Genomic DNA, 24,729 nt, shown 5'->3' on the forward strand with positions numbered 1-24,729 from the left:
AAATTGCTTTTGAAAAAATTTCAGTAGTATTGTAGGGTATCTTGGCAAACCATGAAGAAAGGGAAAGGGGGAAAGGGGAAAGGGGAAAGGGAACCCCATATTTAAAAGCAGGGGTTTCAAATATGGAGCGGAGGCGGAGAGGCTCCGGATCTGCACTGATTTTTATTGCACTACGTGTCTTAAAAATCTTCTTTTAAGATTTTCCATGTTTAAAAATACTTGCCCTATACGGTGTGGGAAAAGTTTTACTCTTTTTTTCCTTTACCCCTTTCCCTTTACCCTTTACCCTTTACCCCTTTTCGGTAACGCTGCACAAGTTTGGAATATTACGTTACACTATTGCTAACATACCCTACGTATATTTCAAAAATAAAATCCTGACTATTAACCATTTTTAATAGTAAGTATTTTAAGTAAACGTCAATGATTAAAACAATAATTGCTTTTCTTATTATTGGGCTGATTATCGCTGGGATTTTATTCAATCCCATTTTAGTCAAAAGGCGAAGAAACCGTCTCAAACATCGTCCTTTTCACCCACTTTGGAATGCAATTATTGAGAATAATCTTCCCATTTATACTTGTCTTTCTCCCGATGAAATCAGACGACTTAAGGGACATATTCAAGTATTCTTAGCAGAAAAACAATTTATTGGCTGTAGAGGATTACAGGTAACAGAGGAAATGAAAATTACTCTGGCTGCTGTCGCCTGTTTACTCCTGCTAAATGAACGTGGACAGTACTTTCCCAAACTTCGTTCAATTCTGGTTTATCCGAACACTTATTTTGTTAAAGAAACGACTGCCATCGGAAATTATGTTGTTGAAGAAAAGCGCGTGGCAAGACTGGGTGAATCATGGACAACTGACCAATTAGTAGTGTCTTGGGAACAGGTGAAACAAGACACTACTAATTGGAGAGATGGGCGTAATGTTGTGCTTCATGAATTTGCCCATCAATTAGATCAAGAAGATGGTAAAGCTGAGGGGGTTCCTATACTGCAACATAACTCAGATTATCCTATTTGGGCAAAGGTGATGACAGAAGCATATCAGCAACTTTGTAATGATGTTCTACAAGATGCAAAAACGGTAATGGATAGTTATGGTGCAACAAATCCCGCAGAATTTTTTGCTGTAGCGACTGAAACATTCTTTGAGAAACCGCAGCAATTATTGTCCAAACATCCAGCACTTTATGAGCAACTGCAACGTTATTATCAATTAGATCCTGTGCAATGGTTGTGAATTTAAGTAAGAAAGCAAGATTAAACTGGTTTTTATTAAAGCATTTAGTTCTATTTTAACGACTAAAGCCTTTACTATAGGAATCCAGTTTGATTTGAAGAAAATATACGTAGGATGTGTTAGCGACAGCGTAACGCATCAAACCTTAATAATAGTGCGTTAATAACTCCGTTCTAATACACTCTATAATACCTAATTTCGTTCAAAAATCAAGAGTAATCCTATATAAACTTTGAATGATTCACGCTTACTTATTTAGGAGGTTTTCATCGCCAAAATCTTCAAAGCCACTGCTTCAGAGACAGGCATTACTGATAACCGATTTCCTTGCCTTACTAACATTAACTCTTCAGCGCTAAACTTTTCCTTGAGTATTGATAGCAATATTGGGTTAGAAAAAGTTTCAACAAATTCTACTACAACTGTTTGCCATCGAGGAGATTCAAAAGTGGATTTTGGATCGTAGTATTTACTTTCTGGCTCAAACTGTGTCGGATCGGCAATATCTTTTTTCACCACACGCATTAATCCAGCAATGCCCGGTGAATTGGTATTTGAATGATAGAAAAAAACTAAATCTCCTTCATGCATTTGACGTAAAAAATTGCGAGCTTGATAATTGCGAACACCATCCCAGATAGTCTGATTTTGCTGTTGAAGGTCAGCAATACTATAAGCTTCTGGTTCTGATTTCATTAGCCAATAATTCATCTATACACGTTATGAATATACAAATAACAATGGGTTTCAAACAAGGGTATTAAGCCCCTTGTCTGAAATAATAGCTGGATTTGTGTCAAGTTGTAATAGTGACTATTTGGTTTAACTGCGGTAAGCTATAACGGCATAAAATGGATCTCCTCCAGCTGCACCTAACCACTGTAATAAATTGGGTAATGTTGACTTATGAACTATAACTTCTGGAGTTGTAAATCCTGGAACTGAGGCAAAGTAAGCTTTGACTAATTCGACTCGCTGTGCTTCAGAAGCTTCCCGCCAAGCTTGAATTGCTTTTTCAAAAAACATGCGGTTAGAAAAGCTGATAATTGCGACACCACCGGGTTTCAAAATGCGGTAAATTTCAGAAAATATTGCTTCTGGATATTGCACATATTGCACAGATACGCAATTGAGAACAGCATCAAAATCTTCATCTGGTAAAGGTAGCTGCGGATTTTCGTTGAGGTTTTGCACAAAGTAATGATTTAGGCGGGGATTTCGTGCCAATTCCTCAGCGTTGAGTCCGTGTCCTTCCACATGCTCAAATTGCATCTCTTGTGGAAGATGGGACACCCAACTGCTCATCATATCAAAAATGCGGGTGTTGGGTTTGAGGCGATCGCTATATAAATCCGTTAGCTGTTGAATAAATCCTTCATCGACATGGGTAACAAAGCGGGGATAGGCGTAAAATAGCTTATCGTCTTTGTCATCTAACTTCAGGCGTTGATTCGGTCTTAACTGCATAAATCTCTGTTTTGGAGAACTTCTTCGGAAAAATACGGCAATTGTAGATATTTTTCAACAATCCCTATGTAAGATATTTTAATAACAATAAGACACATAACTAGAAATATAAGATTAAACCTCACCCTCAATCCCTCTCCTTAGTAAGGAGAGGGAAGCCGGAGGTAGGGTGAGGTTTTATATTTAATTTGATCCACTTACTTAACAATTTGTAATTCGTAATTATATTATGCATGAGGATCTAAATCTCTATCCATAATGGAGCGAATTATAAAGAGAGGTTTTTTATTCTTACTAACTTTTTCATCCCGTTAACCAGTTCGCGTACTTCTGTAGATAAATAAGTTCAACACCACGTCATTACGAATTACGAATTAGTAAATGTTCTATAAATTAAGCTTATTGCAGCATATTTGGCGACAAATCCGCCTAGTCGGATTATTACCCTATTTGAGTTTGTTAGTTTTGATACTGCCCTTATTATTATTTACTTCTGGGCACAATAGTTTGATAGCACATGATGAAGGGCTTTACGCATCACGCGCACGTCTGATGTTTGATTCTGGCAATTGGATAGCACCTTGGGACAAAGCACATCATAAAACCCCCGGCCCCTATTGGTTAATTGCCAGTTTCTACAAGCTTTTTGGTATCAGTGATGTTACCGCACGTCTTCCTAGTATGATTGCTGGCATTTTTAGCTTATTGCTTGTATATGAAATCGGCAAAATTATGCTAGACAAAAAATTAGCTTGGCTAGCTACTGTAATTTTAAGTTTGGAATTTCTCTGGTTACAATATTGCCGCTTAAGCACGCCTGATGTCCCGATGGTTTTCTTAATTCTTTTAGCTATTTGGTCTTTGATAAAAACGGAACTACATCCTAAATATAACTATTTTTGGAGTTTTATAGCTGGTTTAAGTTTAGGTTTAGGCTTTTTAATCAGAAGCTTTATGATTTTTTTGCCAACTATAGCTTTATTACCTTATTTAATTTGGGAACATCGCCGTCATCGTCATCTTACTAACCCATTTTTGTATTTAGGTTTTTTTGTAGGTTTAATACCTACCTGTATTTGGCTGTGGTTAAGCTGGTTGCACTATGGAAATCAAAGTTTTGAGGAGTTGTTAAAGTTTGTTGTGCAGCAAGGTTCTAATGACCATTATGATAATGGGCCGTTTTTCTATGTATGGAATATTATTTTAAAAGCATTTCCTTGGGCTTTCTTCGGAATTTTAGGTTTATTTTTGACTGTTCAGCGTCCTATTGAGCGTTACCATTTGATATTAGTTGGCTTTCCAGTTGTCTTATTTGTAGAACTTAGTTTTTTTACTACTCGTTTATCTCACTACAGTCTTTGTCTTTACCCATTCATAGCTTTTTTTGCATCTGTAGGTTTGAACTGGTTAAGCAATATTTATCAAACCCAAACGCACTTACAATTACCTCTTAAAAAGGATAAAATAAATCTATTAAATATTTTTGCCAAGGAGAATCTTCCTCGGAATTTGAGCTATAGTTTTGGGGGATTAGGCGTTTTACTTGTAATAGCAAGTATTGTCGTTCTGAGTTGGGGTGGTTCTGACATCCGCAAGTATGCAACTATTGGCTTGGCTATGGGTTTAGGTTGGTTAATTTTGCCTGTGGTGTGGATTGGCCGTTACCACTTTGGCAAAAAGTTTCTTACAACTCGTTACTGGATTGCAGGTTGGTTAATTTCCTGTTGGCTAGCTTTAGCGGCGATGGGTAGTATAGGTCTGTTGAGCGATTATAATCCTGTTTTGAGAACTTTTTTACAACAACCTACGATCGCTTCAATTATCCAAACTAATCCTGTTTACTTTGTAGAAATAGACGCTAAAACCAAGGTACTGCTTAATTTCTATCTTTTCACCCGCCCCCACCAGGTAGCTTCTATCTCCCAGTTATCACCTTTGAGCTATGCTTTAATCTATGCTGACCAATCCTCTACATTATCTCGACCTTACCGGATTATCGCTACAGTCAAAGAGTATTTGTTTATTCAAATCCTTTCCTAATAAAGAGTTTCTACTTTTTGCCTCAAAACAATCACCTTTGCAGTTCATACAAAAAAACTGCTGTAATTAGACATTGTGTTCAAGCCTTATTTGCAAGTTTTATACATTCTGTTTTGAGAAGGACTAAATTATCAGTTTCAAAAACTGTACAAGAATTAATTAATGTCGCTATAACAGGTAGAGAATTCTGTAACTTAACGTTCGCTTGTTTTGCTGCTGGCTGATATTGTTGTAGCCAAGTGTTTTTAGTTATATATTCTGGAGTGAATGCAGAACGTTCTAATAACCAAAAACTTACGTGGTATTTTTGGATAAAGTCTTTAATCTGGTTAATATCTTCACTATATTGGGCATTAATAAGGTCAAGCATCCGCTTACTAAATTGGGCATAATATTTTGTATGGATTGGTAAGGCATATTCTTTACCCACCAAAATTGTTCTTTGAGCAAAGATAGGTATGTTATCTGCTTCTTTGGAAGTAGACGCTATGACAATATTTTGCGGTTGCTTTTTCAAAAAATCATATAATGCTGGGACTTGACCTACTACATAAGGGGTTTTGGGAAAAACTTTTAAGCTACTAGGGTAAAAAACTAGTCCTGCACTAAAGATAACAATAGTAGCCAAGGTAAAAATTTGTCTCTCATTTTGTCTTGAATTTCGTAATATAGCATCTAAAATCAAAGTAATAGAAATCGCTGCTGTAAGAGCAAGTACCATCTTAAAAGTATGATGAGTATAACGGCTAGGCCAGTGCAATTTAAAAGCTAAAGCATGGGCAGCAATAAACATTATTAAGCTAGCTATCGTTACCTGTAATAATAATTTTATTTCATTATTTAATTGTTTTATTAGGGGAAAAGGAGACTGGAATTTCAGAATAATTGGTAATAATAAACCAAGTAATAATTGCGGAGGCGAAATTAAAGCAAAAAAACCGCTATCTCTACCATCAAACCAATAATTAATAATATTATGACTAAAATATCTAAACCTTCCTCCATCCCAGTACTCTGGCATAGTTCTCGCAACAGCAGCAGTAATTGTTGGGCCAAATTGTGATGATTGAATAGCATAAATTGAAATTATAATCCCAGTAATCATTATGCTAGCTGCGAATAAAATAAAATCTTTTCGGTTATGAGAAATATTTATCTGCCCATTCTGCCAACTAAATAATCTCATAAATAAAATTAATAATTCGATAAAAGCTATTAAAGGGTATATTAAAGCTTGGAGCGCAAGGACAATTAATATACCAAACACAGAAGACCGGATTAAATAATATAAAAAAGCTAAAAATATAGGATAAATAAAATCTCTAGGGGTCGCAGAAAATAAATCATCCTGTAGGCAAAGACTTTGATTTAAAAGTAAAGAGGCGATAAACCCCACCATTGGTACTGGCAATAGTTCCATACAGACTACAAAGCAATAGCTAGTTGTAATTAGTCCCAGTACTATTGGAAAAATTTTGCTGAATAAAATTAAATCGATATTTAAAGCCGCAATTATTTTATAAAAAATTCCATATCCAATTGGTGTTACCGACTGGAAATAATCTGCAATTAAATCCCCTGGAAATAAATCTGGGTTAATGTAACGATACATCCAAGAAATATATTCTCGTGCATCGTCGCTGACGATATATTGACTGCTGAAAGCTTTTCGTAGCCCCAGAAGAATATAACCAACAGCAAAAGTTAGACTTAGACTGTACCAAAATATGACACTCAATCTAGATTGCTTCCGTCTGTTTGTTTGAGTAATAGGTGTTGTTAAAAGTTTTTGTAATTGTGGAATTAGCATTGGGCAGATTTAGTCCTGAATAAATTAATGAGAAAATTTAACCTTGCAGTTTATCATATAAGTAAGTGGGTCAAATTAAATATCAAACCTCACCCTGCCTGCGGCTTCCCTCTCCAAAGTATCGGAGAGGGATTGAGGGTGAGGTTTGATCTTATATTTAATTAAGTTTTTTCAAACACAAAATAGTAATCCTATTTTTTATTTTTGCAAAACTAGGTATAATTCAATAAGCTTTATTTCCTGTTACCTATTTACGCCAAGAAATTCGTAAATTAAAGCGGATTACTATAGCTGATTGATTATTAGTGCTTACTGTTACCAAATTCTCGGCACTGTCAAAAATTCTCAATTCAATTTCTTCCCTAAGACAGATGCAAAGAAACTATTGCTAAAAAAGATTAAGTTAGTTATGATAATAGTACGTACGCTAAGTATTATGCTAAATGGTTTCTACATCTAGTAATTCCCCAGCTTTAGATTCGTGGCAGCAAAATCTGGCACCATACAATTTGGGCTACAGAATCAAATTAGTCTCACAACTGCTCAGTCGCAAGTTTACTGAAAGGCTAGAACCCTTTGGACTTACGCCATTCCATTGGCTGGTGTTGTGCTGTTTGTGGGAAGAAGATGGTTTACCGACTTCTAGCATTGGAGACAAACTCAAACAAGTGGGAGGGACTTTAACAGGTGTACTAGATCGCATGGAAGAACGCGGTTTAGTGCGTCGAGAACGCGACACTCACGATCGCCGCATTTGGCGAATCTGGCTAACAGATGCAGGTAAGGAACTAGAAACTATCTTACCGCCGATCGCCGCCGCAGTCCGTGATGAAGCGATGGATGGCGTTTCTTTTGCCGATCGCGAAGTGTTTTCCCAAATCTTGAATCGGGCGATCGCTAACCTCTCCTAAAGATAGTCCTACAATCACCCGACCGGGGGAAGTGACATCGAGATTTGTTTTGAGATAATATTACGCATACTAAGGAAATAAGATTTTTTTCAGGAAATATTACGCATTCTAAATAAACGACTATCAATCAAAATTATTGAACGAGCGAGTTAAGGATCATGAAAGCTAACACTTTTAACGGACGCAACCAAAACAAAACCATAGTTATAGAGAAAGAATTGATTCCTAATTCAGAGACTTTAGAAGCTGTAACCACAGAAGCACCTGTTGTAACTCCTGAGATCGAGAAAGAAGTTCCAGCAAAGCGGAAAAAACCGACTGGTTTGATTTTGGCAGGATTAGGCGTAGGTGCGATCGCCGCAGGTACTTTTGGTTATCACTATTGGCAATACGCCTCTACCCACCAAGAAACAGACAACGCCACCGTTGCAGGAAACATTCACCAAGTTAGTAGCCGGATTCCCGGAACTGTAAGTCAGGTGCTTGTGAATGATAACCAACTAGTGCAACCAGGACAGTTATTAGTGAAATTAGATCCACGAGACTATGAAAGTAAGGTACAGCAAGCATCAGCAGCCTTAGAAAATGCTCGTGGACAGGCACAAGCCGCTCAAGCAAATATTGCTTTGACTTCACAAACCACCACTGGTAAGACAACTCAAGCGCAGGGAGATGTTAGCAGTGCGGTAGCAGCAATTTCTACAGCCCAAGCAGCAGTACAAGAAGCCCAAGCTGGGATACCAGCAGCGCAAGCTGAAGTCAGACTAGCCCAAGCAGGGATTCCTGCCGCCCAAGCCCAGGTAGCGCAAGCAAATGCGAATTTGGAAAATGCCCAAGCAGATTACAATCGCTACAACCAGTTGTATCAAAACGGCGCGATCGCTCGTCAACAATTAGACACAGCGAGGGCAGCTTTTAACGTGGCTACAGCCCAAAGAAACGCCGCCGTTCAGGGAGTAGAACAAGCCCGAGCTAGATTAGCCTCCGCCAATGTTGGTGTCGCCAAAGCCCAGTCTCAGTTAGCACAGGCGCAAGAAAATGTCACCAACGCCCAAGCTAAATTGGCAGCATCCAGGGGAGGATTGCAACAAGCGACAGCAGGCGGACAAGATACAGCAGTAAAACGTAGTCAATACGAAGCGGCAAAAGCTGCGATCGCCCAATCGGAAGCATCGCTAAAAGACGCGCAATTACAACTATCCTACGTCAACGTTACCGCTCCCAGTGCCGGACGGATCGGTAGGAAAAACGTGGAAGTTGGCAACCGAGTTGCAGCCGGAACACCATTAATGGCGATCGTTGATAACGAGTATTGGGTAATTGCGAACTTCAAGGAAACCCAATTAGAAAAGATGCGCCCAGGAGAGACAGCAGAAATCAAGCTGGATGCCTTTCCTCATCACAACTTTGTTGGTCGGGTTGAAAGTCTTTCGCCAGCTTCCGGCGCTCAGTTTGCCTTATTGCCACCGGATAACGCTACAGGCAACTTTACCAAAGTTGTCCAACGCATCCCAGTCAAAGTAGTTTTTGACCAAAAGAGCATTCAAGGGTATGAATCGCGGATTACTCCGGGGATGTCTGCGGAAGTTGCTGTAGAAGTCAAGTAATATCATGTCCACCAAGTTACCCATAACCCAATACAGTTCAGATAAGACCAAAGCACTTGTAGAGACGGCGATTTATCGCGTCTCGAAAACCAAAATTTTTGACCAATAGCCCTTAACCCAAGCGTATTGACCCATAACCAAAGAACCCCACCCCCAACCTCTCCTTGCAGGCGGGGAACTCGGGGCCCCCTCTGGGGATTAGGGGCAGGGAGAGAAAGCACAGCTTTGGCGGGGTGGGGTTCTCCAGATTTAATAAGTAATCAAACGAGAAACCCAAAAATAGCAAATTGCCTGCAAACAGACGAAAAACCTCTTTCTGTTTATGACATTTTCCTACATCTAAAGACAGGCGTATAGAGAGGAGGTGAAATGATATTTATGAAAGCAGATTGGTATAAAACAAACCTAATATGAAAAAACCGTTACTACCTGCTTTAAGGTCAAGAAATTATCAACTATTTTTTGCCGGACAAGGTATTTCCCTAATTGGGACATGGATGACACAACTTGCGACGGTTTGGCTAGTTTATGACATGACAAATTCCCCATTAATGCTTGGAGTTGTGGGATTTTCGAGTCAAATTCCTAGCTTTTTTTTAGCTCCCTTTGGCGGAGTATTTGTAGACCGGTTCTCTCGTTATCGTACCTTAATTAGTACGCAAGTCTTGGCGATGATTCAATCGTTAACATTAGCAGCACTGGCGCTGACTGGCGTGATTCAGGTATGGCACATCATCGCTTTAAGCTTGTTCCAAGGATTTATTAACGCCTTAGATGCCCCAGCCCGTCAAGCATTTGTGCCGGAATTGGTTGAACGCCGAGAAGATTTAGCCAATGCGATCGCCATTAACTCTACCATGATCAACGGGGCGCGATTAATTGGCCCTGCGATCGGAGGTTTATTAATTGCCAGGGTTGGAACTGCCTATTGTTTCTTATTTGATGGTTTAAGCTACATTGCTGTAATTGCTGCGTTATTGGCAATGAAAGTTAAACCCTGGAAAAATGTGGTGACAGACGGGAATCCCTTAGAAAAAGTAAAAGAGGGATTTGTATATGCCTTTAGCTTTCCACCCATTCGAGCCATCTTATTACTATCAGCTTTAGTTAGTCTTATGGGACTGCAAAATACTATTTTAGTACCAGTTATTGCAGAAGAAGTTCTCAAAGGTGGCGCAGAAAGTTTAGGTTTTTTGATGGCGGCTTCTGGAGTTGGAGCTTTAACTGGTGGTATTTATCTAGCTACACGTCAAACAATCTTAGGAATTGGTAACTTGATTGCCTTAGCTCCAGCAATTTTAGGAACTGGTCTAATTGCCTTTTCTTTATCTCGATTTTTACCATTTTCTTTATTTACAATGTTATTTGTTGGCTTAGGTACAATTCTTCAAATTGCTGCTAGCAACACCTTTTTACAAACAATAGTTGAAGATGACAAGCGTGGGCGATTGATGAGCTTATACACAATGTCATTTTTGGGGATGATTCCCGTTGGCAATTTGTTAGGAGGTATCTTAGCCAGTCGTATTGGCGCACCCAACACTTTAATTCTTGATGGTATAATTTGCATTTTAGGTTCTATCATATTTAGCAGACAGTTACCTGCTTTAAGGACAATAATGCGCCCAATTTATGAGAAAAAGGGCATTTTAATGAGTAATAAAGCATAGAATAAAAAATGTAACCAGAAAGTATCAAATTTATTGAAGATTTTCGCACAAAAACCATTCTGAATTCTGACTCCTGACTCCTGAATTCTGTTCAATAAAAATTTTATTGCTTAACCTTGAAACTGGAACAACACTATGGCTAATACAGGTGTAATTCGTCAGCAAGCACCACCAGAACGTGTACCGCTAAAAACCTGGATTGGTGTATTAGCCAGTATGCTTGGTGCATTCATGGCAGTATTAGATATTCAAATAACTAATGCTTCACTGCAAGATATTCAAGCAAGTTTAGGAGCAACCCTAGAAGAAGGTTCTTGGATTTCTACAGCGTATCTCGTAGCAGAAATTGTGGTAATTCCTCTCACAGGATGGTTATCACGGGTGTTTTCTCTACGGCGTTATTTGATAGTAAATACTGCACTATTTATTTTCTTTTCTATATGCTGTGCTTGGTCGTGGGATCTCAATTCCATGATTTTATTTCGTGCTTTACAAGGTTTTAGTGGAGGAGTATTAATTCCTACCGCTATGACAGTTGTATTAACGACTTTACCCCAATCTAAGCAATCGATTGGACTGGCTGCATTTGGCTTTAGTGCAGTTTTTGCACCTTCAATTGGCCCGACATTGGGAGGTTGGTTAACAGAAAATTTTGGTTGGGAATACAACTTTTATATAAATGTAATTCCAGGGGCATTAATGCTAGCTGGTGTTTGGTACGGAATTAAGGAAGAAAAACCCCAAATTAATTTACTGAAACAAGGTGATTGGTGGGGAATTATTACAATGGCTATTGGATTAGCTTCTCTACAAGTTGTTTTAGAAGAAGGTAGCCGTAAAGATTGGTTTAGTTCTGCATTGATTGTCCGCTTAAGTGTGGTTGCAGTAATTTTTTTGGCAATATTTTTCTATATTGAATTAACTCGTAAGCAACCATTTATTAATTTACGACTTGTGTCTCGGCGTAACTTTGGTTTAGCGAGTATTGTCAATGTGTCGCTGGGGATAGGGTTGTATGGTTCAATTTATATTTTACCGTTGTATCTCACCCAAATTCAAAAATATAATGCGCTACAAATTGGTGAAGTCTTGATTTGGGCTGGTATTCCCCAACTGTTTATTATTCCCCTCATCCCCAAATTAATGCAACGCATTGATGTGCGTTTAATGGTGGCTGTTGGTGTAACTTTGTTTTCCATCAGTGCATTTATGAACTCTGGAATGACTAATCAAACTGGATTAGATCAGTTACGATGGTCGCAATTTGTGCGTGCAATGGGACAACCCTTAATTATGGTGCCGTTAACGTCTATCGCCACTGCTGGATTGAGTCCAAAAGAAGCAGGATCGGCGAGTGGTTTATTTAATATGATGCGGAATCTGGGCGGTTCTATAGGAATTGCATCTTTAGCAACTTTATTAAGTAATAGAGAGCAATTTCACTCGAATAGATTAGGTGATACAGTATCTTTATATAATCCAGAAACTCAACAGCGAATTGACCAAATGACGCAGTATTTTGTCAATCGAGGAGCAGATTTAAGTACTGCTCAAAATCAAGCGATCGCATCCATATCTAACATAGTCCGCCAGGAAGCTTATGTAATGGCTTTTAACGATTGTTTCTATTTTATTGGCATTGCTTTATTAGTCAGTGGTCTGGCTATTTTATTCTTCAAAAAGGTGAAAGCAACTGGTGGCGCTGTCGCTCATTAGATTTGTTCTATCTATGGGTTAGAATTTTTGATAAAGCTAGGACTGATGCACTGTACAAAAAATCATGTTGTACATTAAGTTAAATACGTAATTTCAGGTTTTTATTAATCATTTATTGATGTTAAATAAACCCTCGGCGTAGGGGCAATTCATGAATTGCCCCTACGACGGATGTGGTTTTTCTAACGATACATCAAAATGCGAAAGCGCTAAGAAAGCTTTGCCTCTTAGCGCCTTTGTATGAAATATTTTTCTAACTTCCTACACCATCTCAGATGATGTTTGCATCATCTGCTGTGGCTGCGGTTGGAACATAAACAACGAATAGACTACATCTCGGCGGATGTTGACCATCATATCCAAGAAGAGTTCGTAACCCTCACTCTTGTACTCAATCAACGGGTCTTTTTGACCGTAACCACGCAATCCTACCGATTCGCGCAATGCATCCATTTGTTGCAGGTGTTCTCGCCACAACGTATCAATGCGTTGCAAAATAAAGAAGCGTTCAGCTTGGCGCATTAGTCCGGGTTGAACTTGGTCAATTTGGGCTTCTTTGAGGTCATAAGCAATTCGCACCTGTTCGTGGAGGAAGGCTTTAATCTCACCGACTGTCATATCTTCTAATTGATTTGGCTGCAAGTCTGCTAGCAGATAGACGAATTCTTTGACTTTCTCAACCAACTTTTCTAACTCCCACTCTTCGGAGGGTAAGTCTATGTTGATATAGTAGTCAACGATGTCATCCATCGTTTTTTCAGCGTACTTGATTACCTGTTCTTTCAAATCTTGACCTTCTAAAACCCGGCGGCGTTCGGCGTAAATAGCACGACGTTGATTATTCATCACCTCGTCATACTCAAACACCTGCTTCCGAATGTCGTAATAGTAGGTTTCAACTTTTTTCTGTGCGCCTTCCAAACTGCGGGTAAGCATCCCCGATTCGATAGGCATATCTTCTTCGACGTTGAAGGCTTGCATTAACCCAGCAACGCGATCGCCACCAAAAATTCGCAGTAGGTTATCCTCTAAACTGAGGAAGAATCTCGTGCTTCCAGGGTCGCCTTGTCTTCCTGCACGTCCCCGTAACTGGTTATCAATCCGCCGCGATTCGTGGCGTTCTGTACCAATTACGTGCAAACCACCAATTCCCACCACTTCATCATGTTCGCGGGTAGTAAATTGTTCGTATTCTTGCTTAATCCGCTTGTAAGCTTCCCGCAATTTCAGAATCACTGGGTCGTCTATGGGAGCTTTTTCTGCGGCTACAGCCACCTTGTCTTCTGCTTCGAGTTCCGGTAAACTGCGATCGCCATACTCACGGACTGCAATTTCTACTGCATCTTTAAGTAGTTTCTCTGTCTCTTTTGTCAACTGGGTGGGGAAAATTTCTGGTGAAGCCCGCCAAGTTTTGACTTTTTTGCCAGGGACAAAGCCTTGACCACCACCGTGTCCTGTTGGCAATCCGGCTGCTTTTTGAACCCCAAAGCTATCTTCATCTTCTGGCATGACGATGCGGGGCATAAAGTATTCCCGCAGTTTCAAACGTGCCATGTATTCGGAGTTACCACCCAAGATGATGTCTGTACCTCTACCCGCCATGTTAGTAGCAATGGTGACAGCACCTTTGCGTCCGGCTTGGGCGACGATTTCCGCCTCTCGCTCAACGTTCTCTGGCCGCGCGTTGAGTAATTCGTGGGGAACCTCTAGCTGCTTCAGCAGTCGGCTGAGAAGTTCAGATTTTTCTACACTAGTGGTTCCTACTAATACAGGTCTGCCGAGTTCGTGCATTTCGGCACATTCTCTAGCGATCGCACCCCACTTACCTGATTCTGTCTTAAAGACCATATCAGATAAGTCTTCGCGTTTTCTGGTTTGGTTGGTAGGAATTACCGCAACTTCCAGTTTGTAAATTTTTTCAAATTCTGGTTCTTCTGTTTTTGCTGTTCCCGTCATTCCGCCCAATTTTGGATACAGCAAGAACAGATTTTGATAAGTAATTGTCGCTAGAGTTTGAGTTTCTGGCTGAATCTCTTCGTGTTCTTTGGCTTCAATAGCCTGGTGTAGTCCATCACTCCAACGCCGTCCAGGTAGCACCCGACCGGTAAATTCATCCACAATTACCACTTCCCCATTGCGGACGATGTAATTTACATCCTTAAGGAAAAGTTCTTTGGCTTTAATTGCATTGAAAATGAAATGCGCCCAAGGATCTTCCGGATCAAATAAATCTGTGACTCCCAAAAGATTCTCAGCTTCCGCAAAGCCTTCATCTGTCAATAACACGTTCCGAGCTTTTTCATCTACATCATAATGCTCGTCTTTTTTAAGCGTGGATGCGATTTCAGCCGCTTGCAGATACTTTTCTGTAGGTCTTTCCACCTGCCCAGAAATAATCAGAGGTGTCCGCGCTTCATCAATTAAAATCGAATCTACCTCATCAATTACGCAATAATTGAACGGGCGTTGCACTACATCTGCCATAGATGTCGCCATGTTATCCCGCAGGTAGTCGAAGCCGACTTCGCTGTTGGTGACATAAGTGATATCGCAATCGTAGTTTTTCTGGCGTTCACTAGGAGTCATGCTTGACTGGATTAACCCTACACTCAGCCCTAAGAAGCGATGCACCTGTCCCATCCATTCAGCATCCCGACGAGCCAGGTAATCGTTGACGGTGATCACGTGTACACCTTTACCAGTCAGGGCATTCAAATAACTCGGTAAGGTTGCTACCAGCGTTTTACCCTCACCAGTTTTCATTTCGGCAATTTGCCCTACGTGTAAAATGATACCGCCAAGTAGTTGGACATCAAAGTGCCGTAAGCCTAACACACGCCGTCCTGCTTCCCGAACAACAGCGTAAGCTTCTGGCAAAAGGTCATCCAAGGCTTCACCTTTGGCAAGCCTTTGTTTAAATTCGACAGTTTTACCTTTTAGCTCCTCATCGGAAAGAACCTTAATTTCTTCCTCTAAAAGGTTAATTTCAGTAACAGAAGGCTGATATTTTTTAAGCTTACGAGCGTTGGGGTCGCCCAACAAAAGTTTTAGCATGGCAGATTATAGAACTGAATCAAAGGGGATGGCAATTAAAGGTTCGGCATTGATTATAAACACTTAACCCAGCCCAACCCTCTTGGTTGTGGATGGGTGTCAAATGAGAATTACCTCAAAAACAGGAGAAAAACTAGCCAATTATTTAGTAAACTAATTGGTTTTAACTCTTATCTTATATTTACTCTTTCTTCATAGTATCATTTTGCCCCCAGATAGGGTCAGAGAAGGAATAGAGTTATGAGTTAGGAGTTAGGAGTTAGGAGTTATGAATTTTTAAATTCCCAATTCCCAATACTTCTCTACGGGACGCTGTTGGCGATCGCTCAGTACAAGTTCCCCATTCCCAATTCCCCATTCCCCATTCCCAATTCCCAACTCTCACTTCCATTCTGCTGTCAGACGACGGAAATTGTAATCGCTAGCGCTGGGATGACAACTGACACAGCTGCCAAGCTGGACGGGACGTGGTAACTTAACTCCTGGATGCAAAGCTTTGAAATAACGCGAGTTATTGAGGCGATAGGGTGTTTCCTCGTCGTCTAACTGGACACGGGAAAAAGTCAAAAGATATTTCCACACCAAGATGCGCTGCGGATCGACTAAAGGCTTTAATTGTGCGCCATAATGCTGCGAGTCTTGCAGGAGATTTTTCCAAGTTTGGGTGGGTAAAACGGCTGGTGGTAAAGCAATGTGGCAGGTAGAGCAGTTTTCTAAGTACAGGTATTGCCCCAGTTGATACTGTGCAGGCACTACGTCAACAGTGCCAATTTCGACGGGGGGGGTGGCACTGTGGGCGTTAGTTGCCAAAGCTAGAAGCCAACCCATAGCGAGGCTCCACGTTACAATTACCAGAAGTAAACCGAAAAATTGGCGTTTGAACTCGCGTTCGGCACTTTGCTGTAACGCTTGGCGATCGCGATCGCGGATTTTGCGTTTAACAAAAATTGACATTCCTCACATTCCCAGATATTTAGAAGTGGCGCTTGTGCTAATCATAAGACTTACGCAGTATTGGCAGTGTTTCAAATTTTGTGTAAGTAGTTTTAGTAATAGCAAGCCGCTCTGTGTCTAAGTATCTCTAAAATCCAAGCAAGATCGGGGAATTTAAGTTTATCCCTGACTTGAGTACAGGGTTGCATTGGATTTCAGATTCTGTTAGTAGCATTTCAAGAGAAAGCAATTAGACCAAAATTGAAAAACAACCTTTATCTACCTTTTTTACCTCAAGGAATAGAAACCGATCGCAATAATCGCTCAACAACAGTTCTAGCGTTGCGTCCTCCTCTAGGAATAAGGCGATGGCAAAGAACGTGAGGAACGAGAAACTTCACATCATCGGGAATGACATAATCACGCCCTAATAGAAAAGCTAACGCTTGGGCAGCCCGTTGTAATGCTAATGTGCCACGCGGACTGACACCAAGGGCGATTTCCTCATCTTGCCGTGTTACTCGTACTAATTCGAGGATGTACTGTTGCAAGGAAGTTGCCACTTTTACTTGAGAACAGAGGTAACGCAATTCCTGTACTTCTGCCAAGGTAATACAAGGTTGCAAATCAGCAACCTTTACACCATTTTGGAGATTTTGCAGCATAAGGAGTTCTTCTACCTCGGAAGGATAGCCCAAACTCAGCGACAACATGAACCGATCCATTTGCGCTTCTGGCAGAGGAAAAGTACCTTGATACTCGATAGGGTTTTGAGTGGCAATGACAAAAAACGGTTGGGGAACTGGACGAGAGACACCATCGACTGTTACCTGATGTTCTTCCATTACTTCCAGCAAAGCTGATTGAGTGCGGGGTGTAGCGCGATTAATTTCGTCAGCTAGGAGGATATTGGCAAAGACTGGCCCAGGAAGAAAAGTAAATTCGCCGCTTTTTGGGTTCCAGATATTAGTACCAGTGATGTCAGTTGGTAATAAATCGGGGGTACATTGTAGCCGTTGAAACTTGCCATCCAGCGAACGAGCTAAAGATTTAGCGAGCAGGGTTTTACCAACACCAGGGACATCTTCTAAAAGGGCATGACCACCACCTAGCAAGGCTACTAGCACTAAGCGTATTGCCTCAGTTTTGCCAACGATGGTAAGAGCCAGATTTTGTGTTAAAGCGTCAATTTTTTCTCTCATGCAGCGCGGGGAATGGGGAATGGGGAAGAAGCAGAGGAGCAGGGAGCAGGGAGCAGGGGGAAATAACCAATTCCCAATGCCCAATGCCCAATTTCCCTAAATACATTGTTCCCACTCAGCACTCAGCACTCAACACTCAAAACTTTTTTAGCAACAACGCAGTCAAGTTGAATTTGTGTTTTCAGGGCTTCTAGAGAAGGAAATTTTTGTTCAGGGCGCAAAAATTTAACTAGTTCCACGGTCAGTTTTTTGCCATACAAATCACCAGACCAATCGAATAAATGTACTTCCGCAGATGAATAAGTACCATTTACAGTTGGGCGATTGCCTATGTTCATTACACCTAAGCTTTCGCCGGAAGTAGCATCTGATGTTTCACTGAAGGTATAAACACGGACGGCGTAAACTCCTTGGCGAGGCAAAAACTTTTCTTTTGGTAATTGAAGGTTGGCGGTGGGGAAGCCAATCGTTCTGCCTAATTGTTGACCTTGAACGACAACACCAAGGAGGCTGTAAGGGCGACCTAGTAGTAGATTTGCGTTTTCGATGTCGCCTTGCTCAAGGGTTTGACGGATCAATGAAGTGCTAATGCGGGCATCTTGAGTTTGAGTAGTACTGACGCAGCTACTTTCTGTGGGCGAGTCACCTGTATAAGTTTGTAAGGGAACGATGGTAACAGGGATATTATGTTTGGCGGCGATTAATTGCAAATCTTTGGCAGTGCCACTACGCTTTTCACCAAAACAAAAATCCTGCCCAATGCTAATTTGCTGGCATCGCAGTTGCTGCACGAGAATTTTTTGGACGAATTCTTCGGGGGTCAAAGCAGATAATTCTTTGTCAAAGGGTAGTAATACCAGTTGCTCTACCCCAAGCGATCGCAATTGTTGAACTTTTTCATCAAGTGGTGTTAACAAAGTCCGGGGTTGCCCCGTGAAAAACTCCTGTGGATGGGGGTCAAAGGTGACAACTGTTGAATAAGTGTATTCTTCTTGATTTGTCAGTTGTTGATTTTCCTTTGGCTGGGGACTATTGGCTACTGACAAGCGATCGCCACGGTGCAAAACTGGTTGAATTACCCTTTGATGGCCGAGATGAACACCATCAAACTTGCCAAGGGCAACAGCAGTCGGCGTTAGTAGCCCAATGCTAGAAGAAGCAACCCACACAGAACACCCATTTTGAGACAAATTTAGCACGTGGATTCTGAGATTTTAGGTTTATTTTAGCTATCAGCAGGAAGCTACCTTATGGTAAACCGCCTTGACAAGGACAGCTTTTCTAGTACCAACTTGTCTTTTGCCATTTGTCTTTTGTCATTTGTCCTACCCTGCGGGAAGCCGCAGAAGCGTCTATGTCATTTGTAAATAAGCAATGACTAATGACTAATGACCAATACTTCTCTACGAGAGGCTGCGCCCCAAGCGTTCGCGTAGCGTCTCCAAGAGTTGCTATGCCGCAGGCTTTATGGCTTCTCTACAAGACGCACTCGCGTTCGCTCAGTACAAGTGACCAATGACCAATGACTAATGACCAATGACTGCTGAAAGCTTCTGATCACCAATCTAATCTAAAATCTCCAATTCCTGCGATCGCAATCTTTAGGTAGAAAACTTACTAACAGGAAAAGATTCTGATAAGGCTACTGAGGTAGGAATCTGAAGTATCAATCCTTCCCGTGCCATAATTGCCCCTGGAAATTTTGCAGCTGCTTGTTTCCCGACAAGATCCAAAAAGTCGTCATCATGTGCGGGGTCATGGTGATAAATCACCAGAGTTTTGACATTAGCGGCTTGTGCCAATTTCACAGCTTCTTGCCAGGTAGAATGTCCCCAGCCAATTCTTGGGGATTTTGGCGAATGATATTCTTCGTCTGTGTAGGTAGAATCGTAAATTAAGATATCGGCATTACGAGCTAACCACAGCACATTGTCATCAAGTCGGTCGGGAAAATGTTCGGTATCGGTGATATAAGCAGCAGCGCCACCACGCCAGTTGACACGGTATCCTATGGCTTCACCTGGATGGTTTAAAGGCGCTGTTTCTACAGTAACTTCATCAATGTTTATTGGTTGCCCCGGTCGAATGTCGTAGAAATTTAAATTGGCTTGCATAATCTGCAAGGGTACGGGGAAATTCGGGTGTAACATTTGATCGTTGAGGCGCTGTTCTATGGTAGAACCATCAGGTGCGATCGCGCCGTAGATATGAAAGTCATTCCCCTTGACAAATCCTGGGGTAAAGAAGGGAAAACCCTGCATGTGATCCCAGTGAGAGTGGGTAAAAAATATGTGAGCTTCCAACGGCATTTGGCGCAACAAAGATTGGCCCAAAACATGTAGTCCCGTGCCAGCATCGAAAATTAAGCGTTTATCGCCCGCTTGCATTGATATGCAAGGGGTATTACCGCCGTAACGAACAGTGTGTGGCCCTGGACTGGGGATGCTGCCGCGAACGCCCCAAAATTGTACGGTAAACTGGTTCTCTATCCTAGACATAGGTGTTGCTTGCTGGACTGAGCGGGCGATAATTGGAAAAAATGTTACTTATTTTGTCTAAGTTTATGCTGTCTCACCGGTATTGGTAGAGGGAGGATTTCTTGGTAAAACAGCATACCCTGTTTCTGGCTAATTGTGTAATTGTGAATGAAATACTATCAGGTAGAATTTTCGAGGTTTTGGGGTGGATGTGTATCGGTTATTTCAAGACTGCCCCTACGTTATAGCCTACATTTTTCTCTGATGCATTTATATAACCCCAATTTTGTCCTGATAAATCAAATCATTCATTGAAAATTGAATTCCCACTCAGATAATTTATCTAATCCAGTTGCGTAAGTGAGATTGTATTGTAACGGTGTAATACTTATGTGGTTTTTACGTACAACTTGTACATCTGTCGGTACATTTTGAGGCAGATTTAATCCAGTTGGGGGTTCCACATCCTCAATTACCTCTCCGGTTAACCAGTAGTACGTCTTTCCACGAGGATCAACTCGTTTATCAAACACATCAATGTAACGCCGTATTCCTTGGCGGGTAAGAGTAACACCGGCAATTTCTTCCCACTTCACAGCAGGAATATTGACGTTGAGCAACATTAAATCTGGCAGTGGTTTTTGAGCTAACTGGTCTACGAGAATTTTGGCAAACTTAGCAGCAGGTTGAAAATCTTTAGATGTGTGACTCATAAGACTTAAGGCGACGCTGGGAATGCCTTCAATTAGACCTTCCATTGCTGCCGAAACAGTGCCGGAATACAAGATTTCAGTCCCCAAATTTGCGCCTTGATTAATGCCAGAGAGAACCAAATCAGGAGGAGTATCTAGCAAAGCCCACAGCGCCAATTTGACGCAATCTGAAGGCGTACCATCGCAAGCCCAAGCTTTGATAGCAGGATGAAAAATTGACTCGACAATTTCAGCGCGAATGGGTTGGTGAAGAGTTAATCCATGTCCAGTTGCCGATCGCTCTCGATCTGGGCAAACTACACTAACATCATGACCTGCCTCTGCCAAGTAGTTGGCTAGGGTGCGAATCCCCAAGGCAGAAACGCCGTCGTCGTTACTAATTAGTAATTTCATAGTCATTGGTCATTGGTCATTTGTCATTAGTTATTAGTTATTTGTTATTAGCCATTTGTCAATGTCTGAGGTCACAAGCAGCAAAAAAACATTTATACTCGCTAGTACAGTGCAGCGAAAGTTTGCGCCTTATGTGTAAGTTGATTTGTCGAGCAGTTCACAGCTTTTGACTATAGACTAATGACTAATGACCAATGACTAATAACTAATGACTAGCAATTTAGAAGCTCAACTTTTAGCGCTGCGGCAGGAAGGAGAAAAAGCGATCGCAGCCGCCGACACCCTAGAACGCTTAGAAGAACTCAGAGTTAATTATCTGGGTAAGAAAGGGGAACTGGGGGCACTGTTGCGAAGTATGGGGCAAATGAGTGCAGAGGAACGGCCGAAAATTGGAGCGATCGCCAATACAGTCAAAGAATCTCTGCAAACTAGTCTAGACCAGCAACGCACCGCCCTGGAAGCCGCGCAAATTCAGGTACAGCTAGAGGCGGAAACTCTCGATGTAACTATGCCGGGAATTTATAGCCCCCAAGGTCGCATTCATCCCCTCAACGGAATTATTGACCGGGCGCTGGATATCTTCGTTGGTATGGGCTATACCGTGGCTCAAGGGCCAGAGATGGAAACAGATTATTATAATTTTGAAGCTCTCAATACTCCACCCGATCATCCCGCCCGTGATATGCAGGACACCTTCTACCTTCCAGATGGCAATCTTCTCCGCACTCAAACCTCATCAGTGCAAATTCGTTACATGGAAAGAGAAGAACCACCTATTCGGATTGTGTCTCCAGGGCGAGTTTATCGGCGAGATAATGTAGATGCTACTCACTCGGCTGTTTTCCATCAAATAGAACTTTTAGCCATTGATGAAGGACTAACTTTTACAGACCTCAAGGGCACAATTAAAGTATTTTTACAAGCAGTATTTGGTGATTTACCTATTCGCTTCCGCGCTAGTTATTTCCCCTTTACCGAACCATCGGCTGAGGTGGATTTGCGGTGGAATGGGCGCTGGCTAGAGGTGATGGGCTGCGGTATGGTCGATCCGAATGTACTTAAGTCTGTGGGTTATGACCCAGAAATTTATACTGGGTTTGCTGCCGGTTTTGGTGTAGAACGCTTTGCAATGGTGTTACATCAAATCGATGATATTCGTCGGTTGTATGCTAGTGATTTGCGGTTTTTGCAGCAATTTTAATCAAATCTCTTGCAAAAATCAATTTGCTCAAAACAGAATTCAGAAGCCAGAATTCAGTATAAATAGGAGCCAAATTAGTTAACATTTGGTGTAATTTGTAAAGATTATTAAAACTTAATCTTTGCTAGATCAAAAAAGTCTGAAAATAGTTTTACTTTTAGGACTTACGCAGAACTACAGGCGGAAGGGGCAATTCATAAATTGACCCTACCGTAAAATCTAGATTTGGGCTATTTTTTGCCTAAGTCTTGACTTTAAGTTTCCTCAATAAACAATGCCCCATGGCCGAATCCATAGGAATATAGCGTGTCAATAACAGAACATAAAATCAGTGTAGATTCACTGGAATGGTTTTATCGAGAATCTTTACCAATCGGCAGAACTGATTTAGCGCCTGTGTTGTTGCTACACGGCTTAGTTTCACAAAGTTATAGTTGGCGTAATATTATACCTGCTTTAGCAAATCAAGGGACAAGAGCGATCGCTCCAGATTGGATTGGTTACGGCTTTTCTGCAAAACCAGAAAAACGAGATTTTGCTTACACACCTGATGCTTTTATCACAGCTTTAGAAGGATTTATCAAAGCACTAGAACTTGAACATTTTTCTTTAGTTGTTCAAGGCTTTTTAGGGTCTGTAGGGTTACAATATGCCCTGCGTCATCCAGAACAGATTGCCAATTTAGTTATTCTAAATACACCAATATCAACTGCTGCCAAATTACCTTGGAAAATTAAACAAATGGGTCTACCTTTGGCAGGTGAAGTCATGACCCAAGACCCCCTATTAGTTGACCGGACGCTAGAGGGTGGTAGCCGTTATCGCATAGAAGACAAGGATTTAGACATTTATCGAAAACCATTTTTGCAAACTTCGTCATCTGGGCGGAGCCTTTTATCAAGTATTCGTAATTTACAGCTTGATTCAGCAATGACAGAAATTGAATCTGGCTTTAAAGAATGGCAACAGCCAATTCTGATTCAATGGGGAGTGATTGACCCCTGGTTATCTGTAGACATCGCCCAAAATTTTACGAATTCTACACCAAATTCTGAATTAATCAAACTTAATAACGTCGGACATTATCCTCAAGAACACTACCACGAAGCAATTTTGGAAGACCTTTTACCTTTTGTGCGTCGTAAAGATACTCATTGACAATATACTTTTGGCAAAAATCGATATTATAAAAATGAATGTCAGAATTCAGGAGTCAGAATTCAGGAATCAGAATCAATTAGTAGATGGTGCAAAATCATCACTGTAGTCCACTAAATAGAAGACTGAGTGGCAGAATTAAAATTTATTTCTTGTTAAAAGTCCATCCTTTAATGGGTGGAATATTCAGAATTCTGAGTTCTGGCTCCTGACTACTTTTTATTACCATTAAAAATGGCTTACAACCACAAGTAAAGGAATTAGTATTCATGGCTTATTCATGGTTTAAAGCATTTCATATTATTGGATTTGTAGTTTGGTTTGCTGGTTTGTTCTACCTAGTACGCCTTTTCATCTATCACGTTGAAGCTAATGAAGAACCGGAACCAGCGAGAACGATACTGAAAAATCAGTATCAAATTATGGAAAAGCGCCTCTACCGCATCATCACTAACCCAGGAATGTTTGTGACGATCGCAATGGCTATCGGTTTATTAACCACTGAGCCGGATGTTTTAAAAGAGGGTTGGTTACATTTTAAACTACTGTTTGTTGCTATTTTAATTGGCTATCATCATTACTGCGCTCGACTTATGAAGAAGTTAGCAGTAGATGAATGTGGCTGGAATAGTCAGCAATTGCGTGCTTTAAATGAAGCACCTACAGTTATGTTAGTAGCGATCGTATTGCTGGCTGTATTTAAGAATAATTTACCTACAGATATCGCTGCCTGGGCTATTTTCGCCATGATTATTTTGATGGCAGTCACTATTCAACTTTATGCCAAAAAACGTAGGCAGGATAAAGAAAAGCTGACTGCACAGATAGGGCAAGTTCCACAAGAACAAAGTTAGACAAAATTGCTGTCTACAGAAGCTATGCATGGATGCAAAATTATTGGAAATTCACGATTTGCAGCATCTCCGACTTTTCAAATAAGTCGGGGATTTAACTTTTTATAAGCGACTTATATCATGTTCGCTTGATTACTTATTAAACCCGAAGAACCCCACCCCGCCAAAGCTACGCTTTGTCTCCCCTCCCCGCTTTTCGGGCTACGGTGTACACACAAGTCGAAGTAAACTACTAGGGGAAGGGATTTGAGGGTGCAAGAGAGAGTGGAAAATCC

Annotated in this window: 18 protein-coding genes; 9 read left to right on the forward strand and 9 right to left on the reverse strand. The window is 41.0% G+C overall.

The genetic code is table 11. The annotated features are described in order from the left end of the window. The first annotated feature begins 423 nt into the window (after window positions 1–423). Window positions 424–1,248 (forward strand): M90 family metallopeptidase, encoded by an 825-nt coding sequence (locus tag RMZ41_RS27735; protein WP_322644097.1) that lies wholly within the window; start codon window positions 424–426, stop codon window positions 1,246–1,248. Between the two features lie 255 nt (window positions 1,249–1,503). Here the strand turns inward: RMZ41_RS27735 and RMZ41_RS27740 are convergent, their stop codons facing one another. Together RMZ41_RS27740 and RMZ41_RS27745 are read right to left on the reverse strand one after the other, a co-directional pair. After that, a complete protein-coding gene (locus tag RMZ41_RS27740; RefSeq protein ID WP_322644098.1) occupies window positions 1,504–1,959 on the reverse strand; it encodes an EVE domain-containing protein in 456 nt (151 codons plus the stop codon). Between the two features lie 111 nt (window positions 1,960–2,070). Next, complete coding sequence (locus RMZ41_RS27745) at window positions 2,071–2,715, reverse strand: class I SAM-dependent methyltransferase (RefSeq protein WP_322644099.1); 645 nt, start codon at window positions 2,713–2,715, stop codon at window positions 2,071–2,073. A 381-nt stretch (window positions 2,716–3,096) separates the two neighbouring features. Here RMZ41_RS27745 and RMZ41_RS27750 point away from each other — a divergent pair, with 381 nt between their 5' ends. Continuing rightward, window positions 3,097–4,755 (forward strand): glycosyltransferase family 39 protein, encoded by a 1,659-nt coding sequence (locus RMZ41_RS27750; protein WP_322644100.1) that lies wholly within the window; start codon window positions 3,097–3,099, stop codon window positions 4,753–4,755. Between the two features lie 79 nt (window positions 4,756–4,834). Here the strand turns inward: RMZ41_RS27750 and RMZ41_RS27755 are convergent, their stop codons facing one another. Beyond that, window positions 4,835–6,565 (reverse strand): hypothetical protein, encoded by a 1,731-nt coding sequence (locus RMZ41_RS27755; protein WP_322644101.1) that lies wholly within the window; start codon window positions 6,563–6,565, stop codon window positions 4,835–4,837. A gap of 443 nt (window positions 6,566–7,008) precedes the next feature. Here RMZ41_RS27755 and RMZ41_RS27760 point away from each other — a divergent pair, with 443 nt between their 5' ends. From RMZ41_RS27760 to RMZ41_RS27775, 4 genes are all read left to right on the forward strand, one after another. Continuing rightward, on the forward strand, window positions 7,009–7,476 hold the full coding sequence (locus RMZ41_RS27760; protein ID WP_322644102.1) for a MarR family transcriptional regulator: 468 nt from the start codon (window positions 7,009–7,011) through the stop codon (window positions 7,474–7,476). 158 nt (window positions 7,477–7,634) lie between these two features. After that, window positions 7,635–9,083 (forward strand): HlyD family secretion protein, encoded by a 1,449-nt coding sequence (locus RMZ41_RS27765; protein WP_322644103.1) that lies wholly within the window; start codon window positions 7,635–7,637, stop codon window positions 9,081–9,083. A gap of 410 nt (window positions 9,084–9,493) precedes the next feature. Continuing rightward, window positions 9,494–10,753: an MFS transporter gene (locus RMZ41_RS27770; RefSeq protein WP_322644104.1), complete on the forward strand. Its 1,260-nt coding sequence runs from the start codon at window positions 9,494–9,496 to the stop codon at window positions 10,751–10,753. A gap of 135 nt (window positions 10,754–10,888) precedes the next feature. Beyond that, window positions 10,889–12,469 (forward strand): DHA2 family efflux MFS transporter permease subunit, encoded by a 1,581-nt coding sequence (locus RMZ41_RS27775; RefSeq protein ID WP_322644105.1) that lies wholly within the window; start codon window positions 10,889–10,891, stop codon window positions 12,467–12,469. Between the two features lie 261 nt (window positions 12,470–12,730). Here RMZ41_RS27775 and secA read toward each other — a convergent pair whose 3' ends face one another. The 6 genes from secA to surE all read right to left on the reverse strand — a co-directional run bounded on the left by secA (window position 12,731) and on the right by surE (window position 21,241). After that, window positions 12,731–15,523 carry a preprotein translocase subunit SecA gene (gene secA / locus RMZ41_RS27780; RefSeq protein ID WP_322644106.1) on the reverse strand — a complete coding sequence of 931 codons (2,793 nt, stop codon included), beginning with the start codon at window positions 15,521–15,523 and terminating at the stop codon, window positions 12,731–12,733. 381 nt (window positions 15,524–15,904) lie between these two features. Further along, entirely contained in the window at window positions 15,905–16,477 is a 573-nt protein-coding gene (locus RMZ41_RS27785) for a cytochrome C (protein ID WP_322644107.1), read from the reverse strand. Window positions 16,478–16,749: 272 nt separating this feature from the next. After that, window positions 16,750–17,658 carry a MoxR family ATPase gene (locus tag RMZ41_RS27790; protein ID WP_322644108.1) on the reverse strand — a complete coding sequence of 303 codons (909 nt, stop codon included), beginning with the start codon at window positions 17,656–17,658 and terminating at the stop codon, window positions 16,750–16,752. A gap of 122 nt (window positions 17,659–17,780) precedes the next feature. Beyond that, the gene (locus RMZ41_RS27795) at window positions 17,781–18,857 is read right to left on the reverse strand and encodes a bifunctional riboflavin kinase/FAD synthetase (RefSeq protein ID WP_322644109.1); all 1,077 of its coding nucleotides are present in this window, start codon (window positions 18,855–18,857) and stop codon (window positions 17,781–17,783) included. Between the two features lie 402 nt (window positions 18,858–19,259). Continuing rightward, on the reverse strand, window positions 19,260–20,156 hold the full coding sequence (locus RMZ41_RS27800) for an MBL fold metallo-hydrolase (protein WP_322644110.1): 897 nt from the start codon (window positions 20,154–20,156) through the stop codon (window positions 19,260–19,262). Between the two features lie 287 nt (window positions 20,157–20,443). Beyond that, on the reverse strand, window positions 20,444–21,241 hold the full coding sequence (gene surE, locus RMZ41_RS27805) for a 5'/3'-nucleotidase SurE (protein WP_322644116.1): 798 nt from the start codon (window positions 21,239–21,241) through the stop codon (window positions 20,444–20,446). A 208-nt stretch (window positions 21,242–21,449) separates the two neighbouring features. On the opposite strand from surE, the gene pheS reads away from it, so the two are divergent. The 3 genes from pheS to hemJ all read left to right on the forward strand — a co-directional run bounded on the left by pheS (window position 21,450) and on the right by hemJ (window position 24,454). Continuing rightward, on the forward strand, window positions 21,450–22,442 hold the full coding sequence (pheS, locus tag RMZ41_RS27810) for a phenylalanine--tRNA ligase subunit alpha (RefSeq protein WP_322644111.1): 993 nt from the start codon (window positions 21,450–21,452) through the stop codon (window positions 22,440–22,442). A gap of 306 nt (window positions 22,443–22,748) precedes the next feature. Further along, window positions 22,749–23,600 carry an alpha/beta fold hydrolase gene (locus tag RMZ41_RS27815; protein WP_322644112.1) on the forward strand — a complete coding sequence of 284 codons (852 nt, stop codon included), beginning with the start codon at window positions 22,749–22,751 and terminating at the stop codon, window positions 23,598–23,600. Window positions 23,601–23,869: 269 nt separating this feature from the next. Continuing rightward, window positions 23,870–24,454 carry a protoporphyrinogen oxidase HemJ gene (gene hemJ / locus RMZ41_RS27820; RefSeq protein WP_322644113.1) on the forward strand — a complete coding sequence of 195 codons (585 nt, stop codon included), beginning with the start codon at window positions 23,870–23,872 and terminating at the stop codon, window positions 24,452–24,454. The last annotated feature ends 275 nt before the right edge of the window (window positions 24,455–24,729 follow it).

This window comes from Nostoc sp. DedVER02 (genome assembly GCF_034530675.2).
GTDB lineage: Bacteria > Cyanobacteriota > Cyanobacteriia > Cyanobacteriales > Nostocaceae > Nostoc.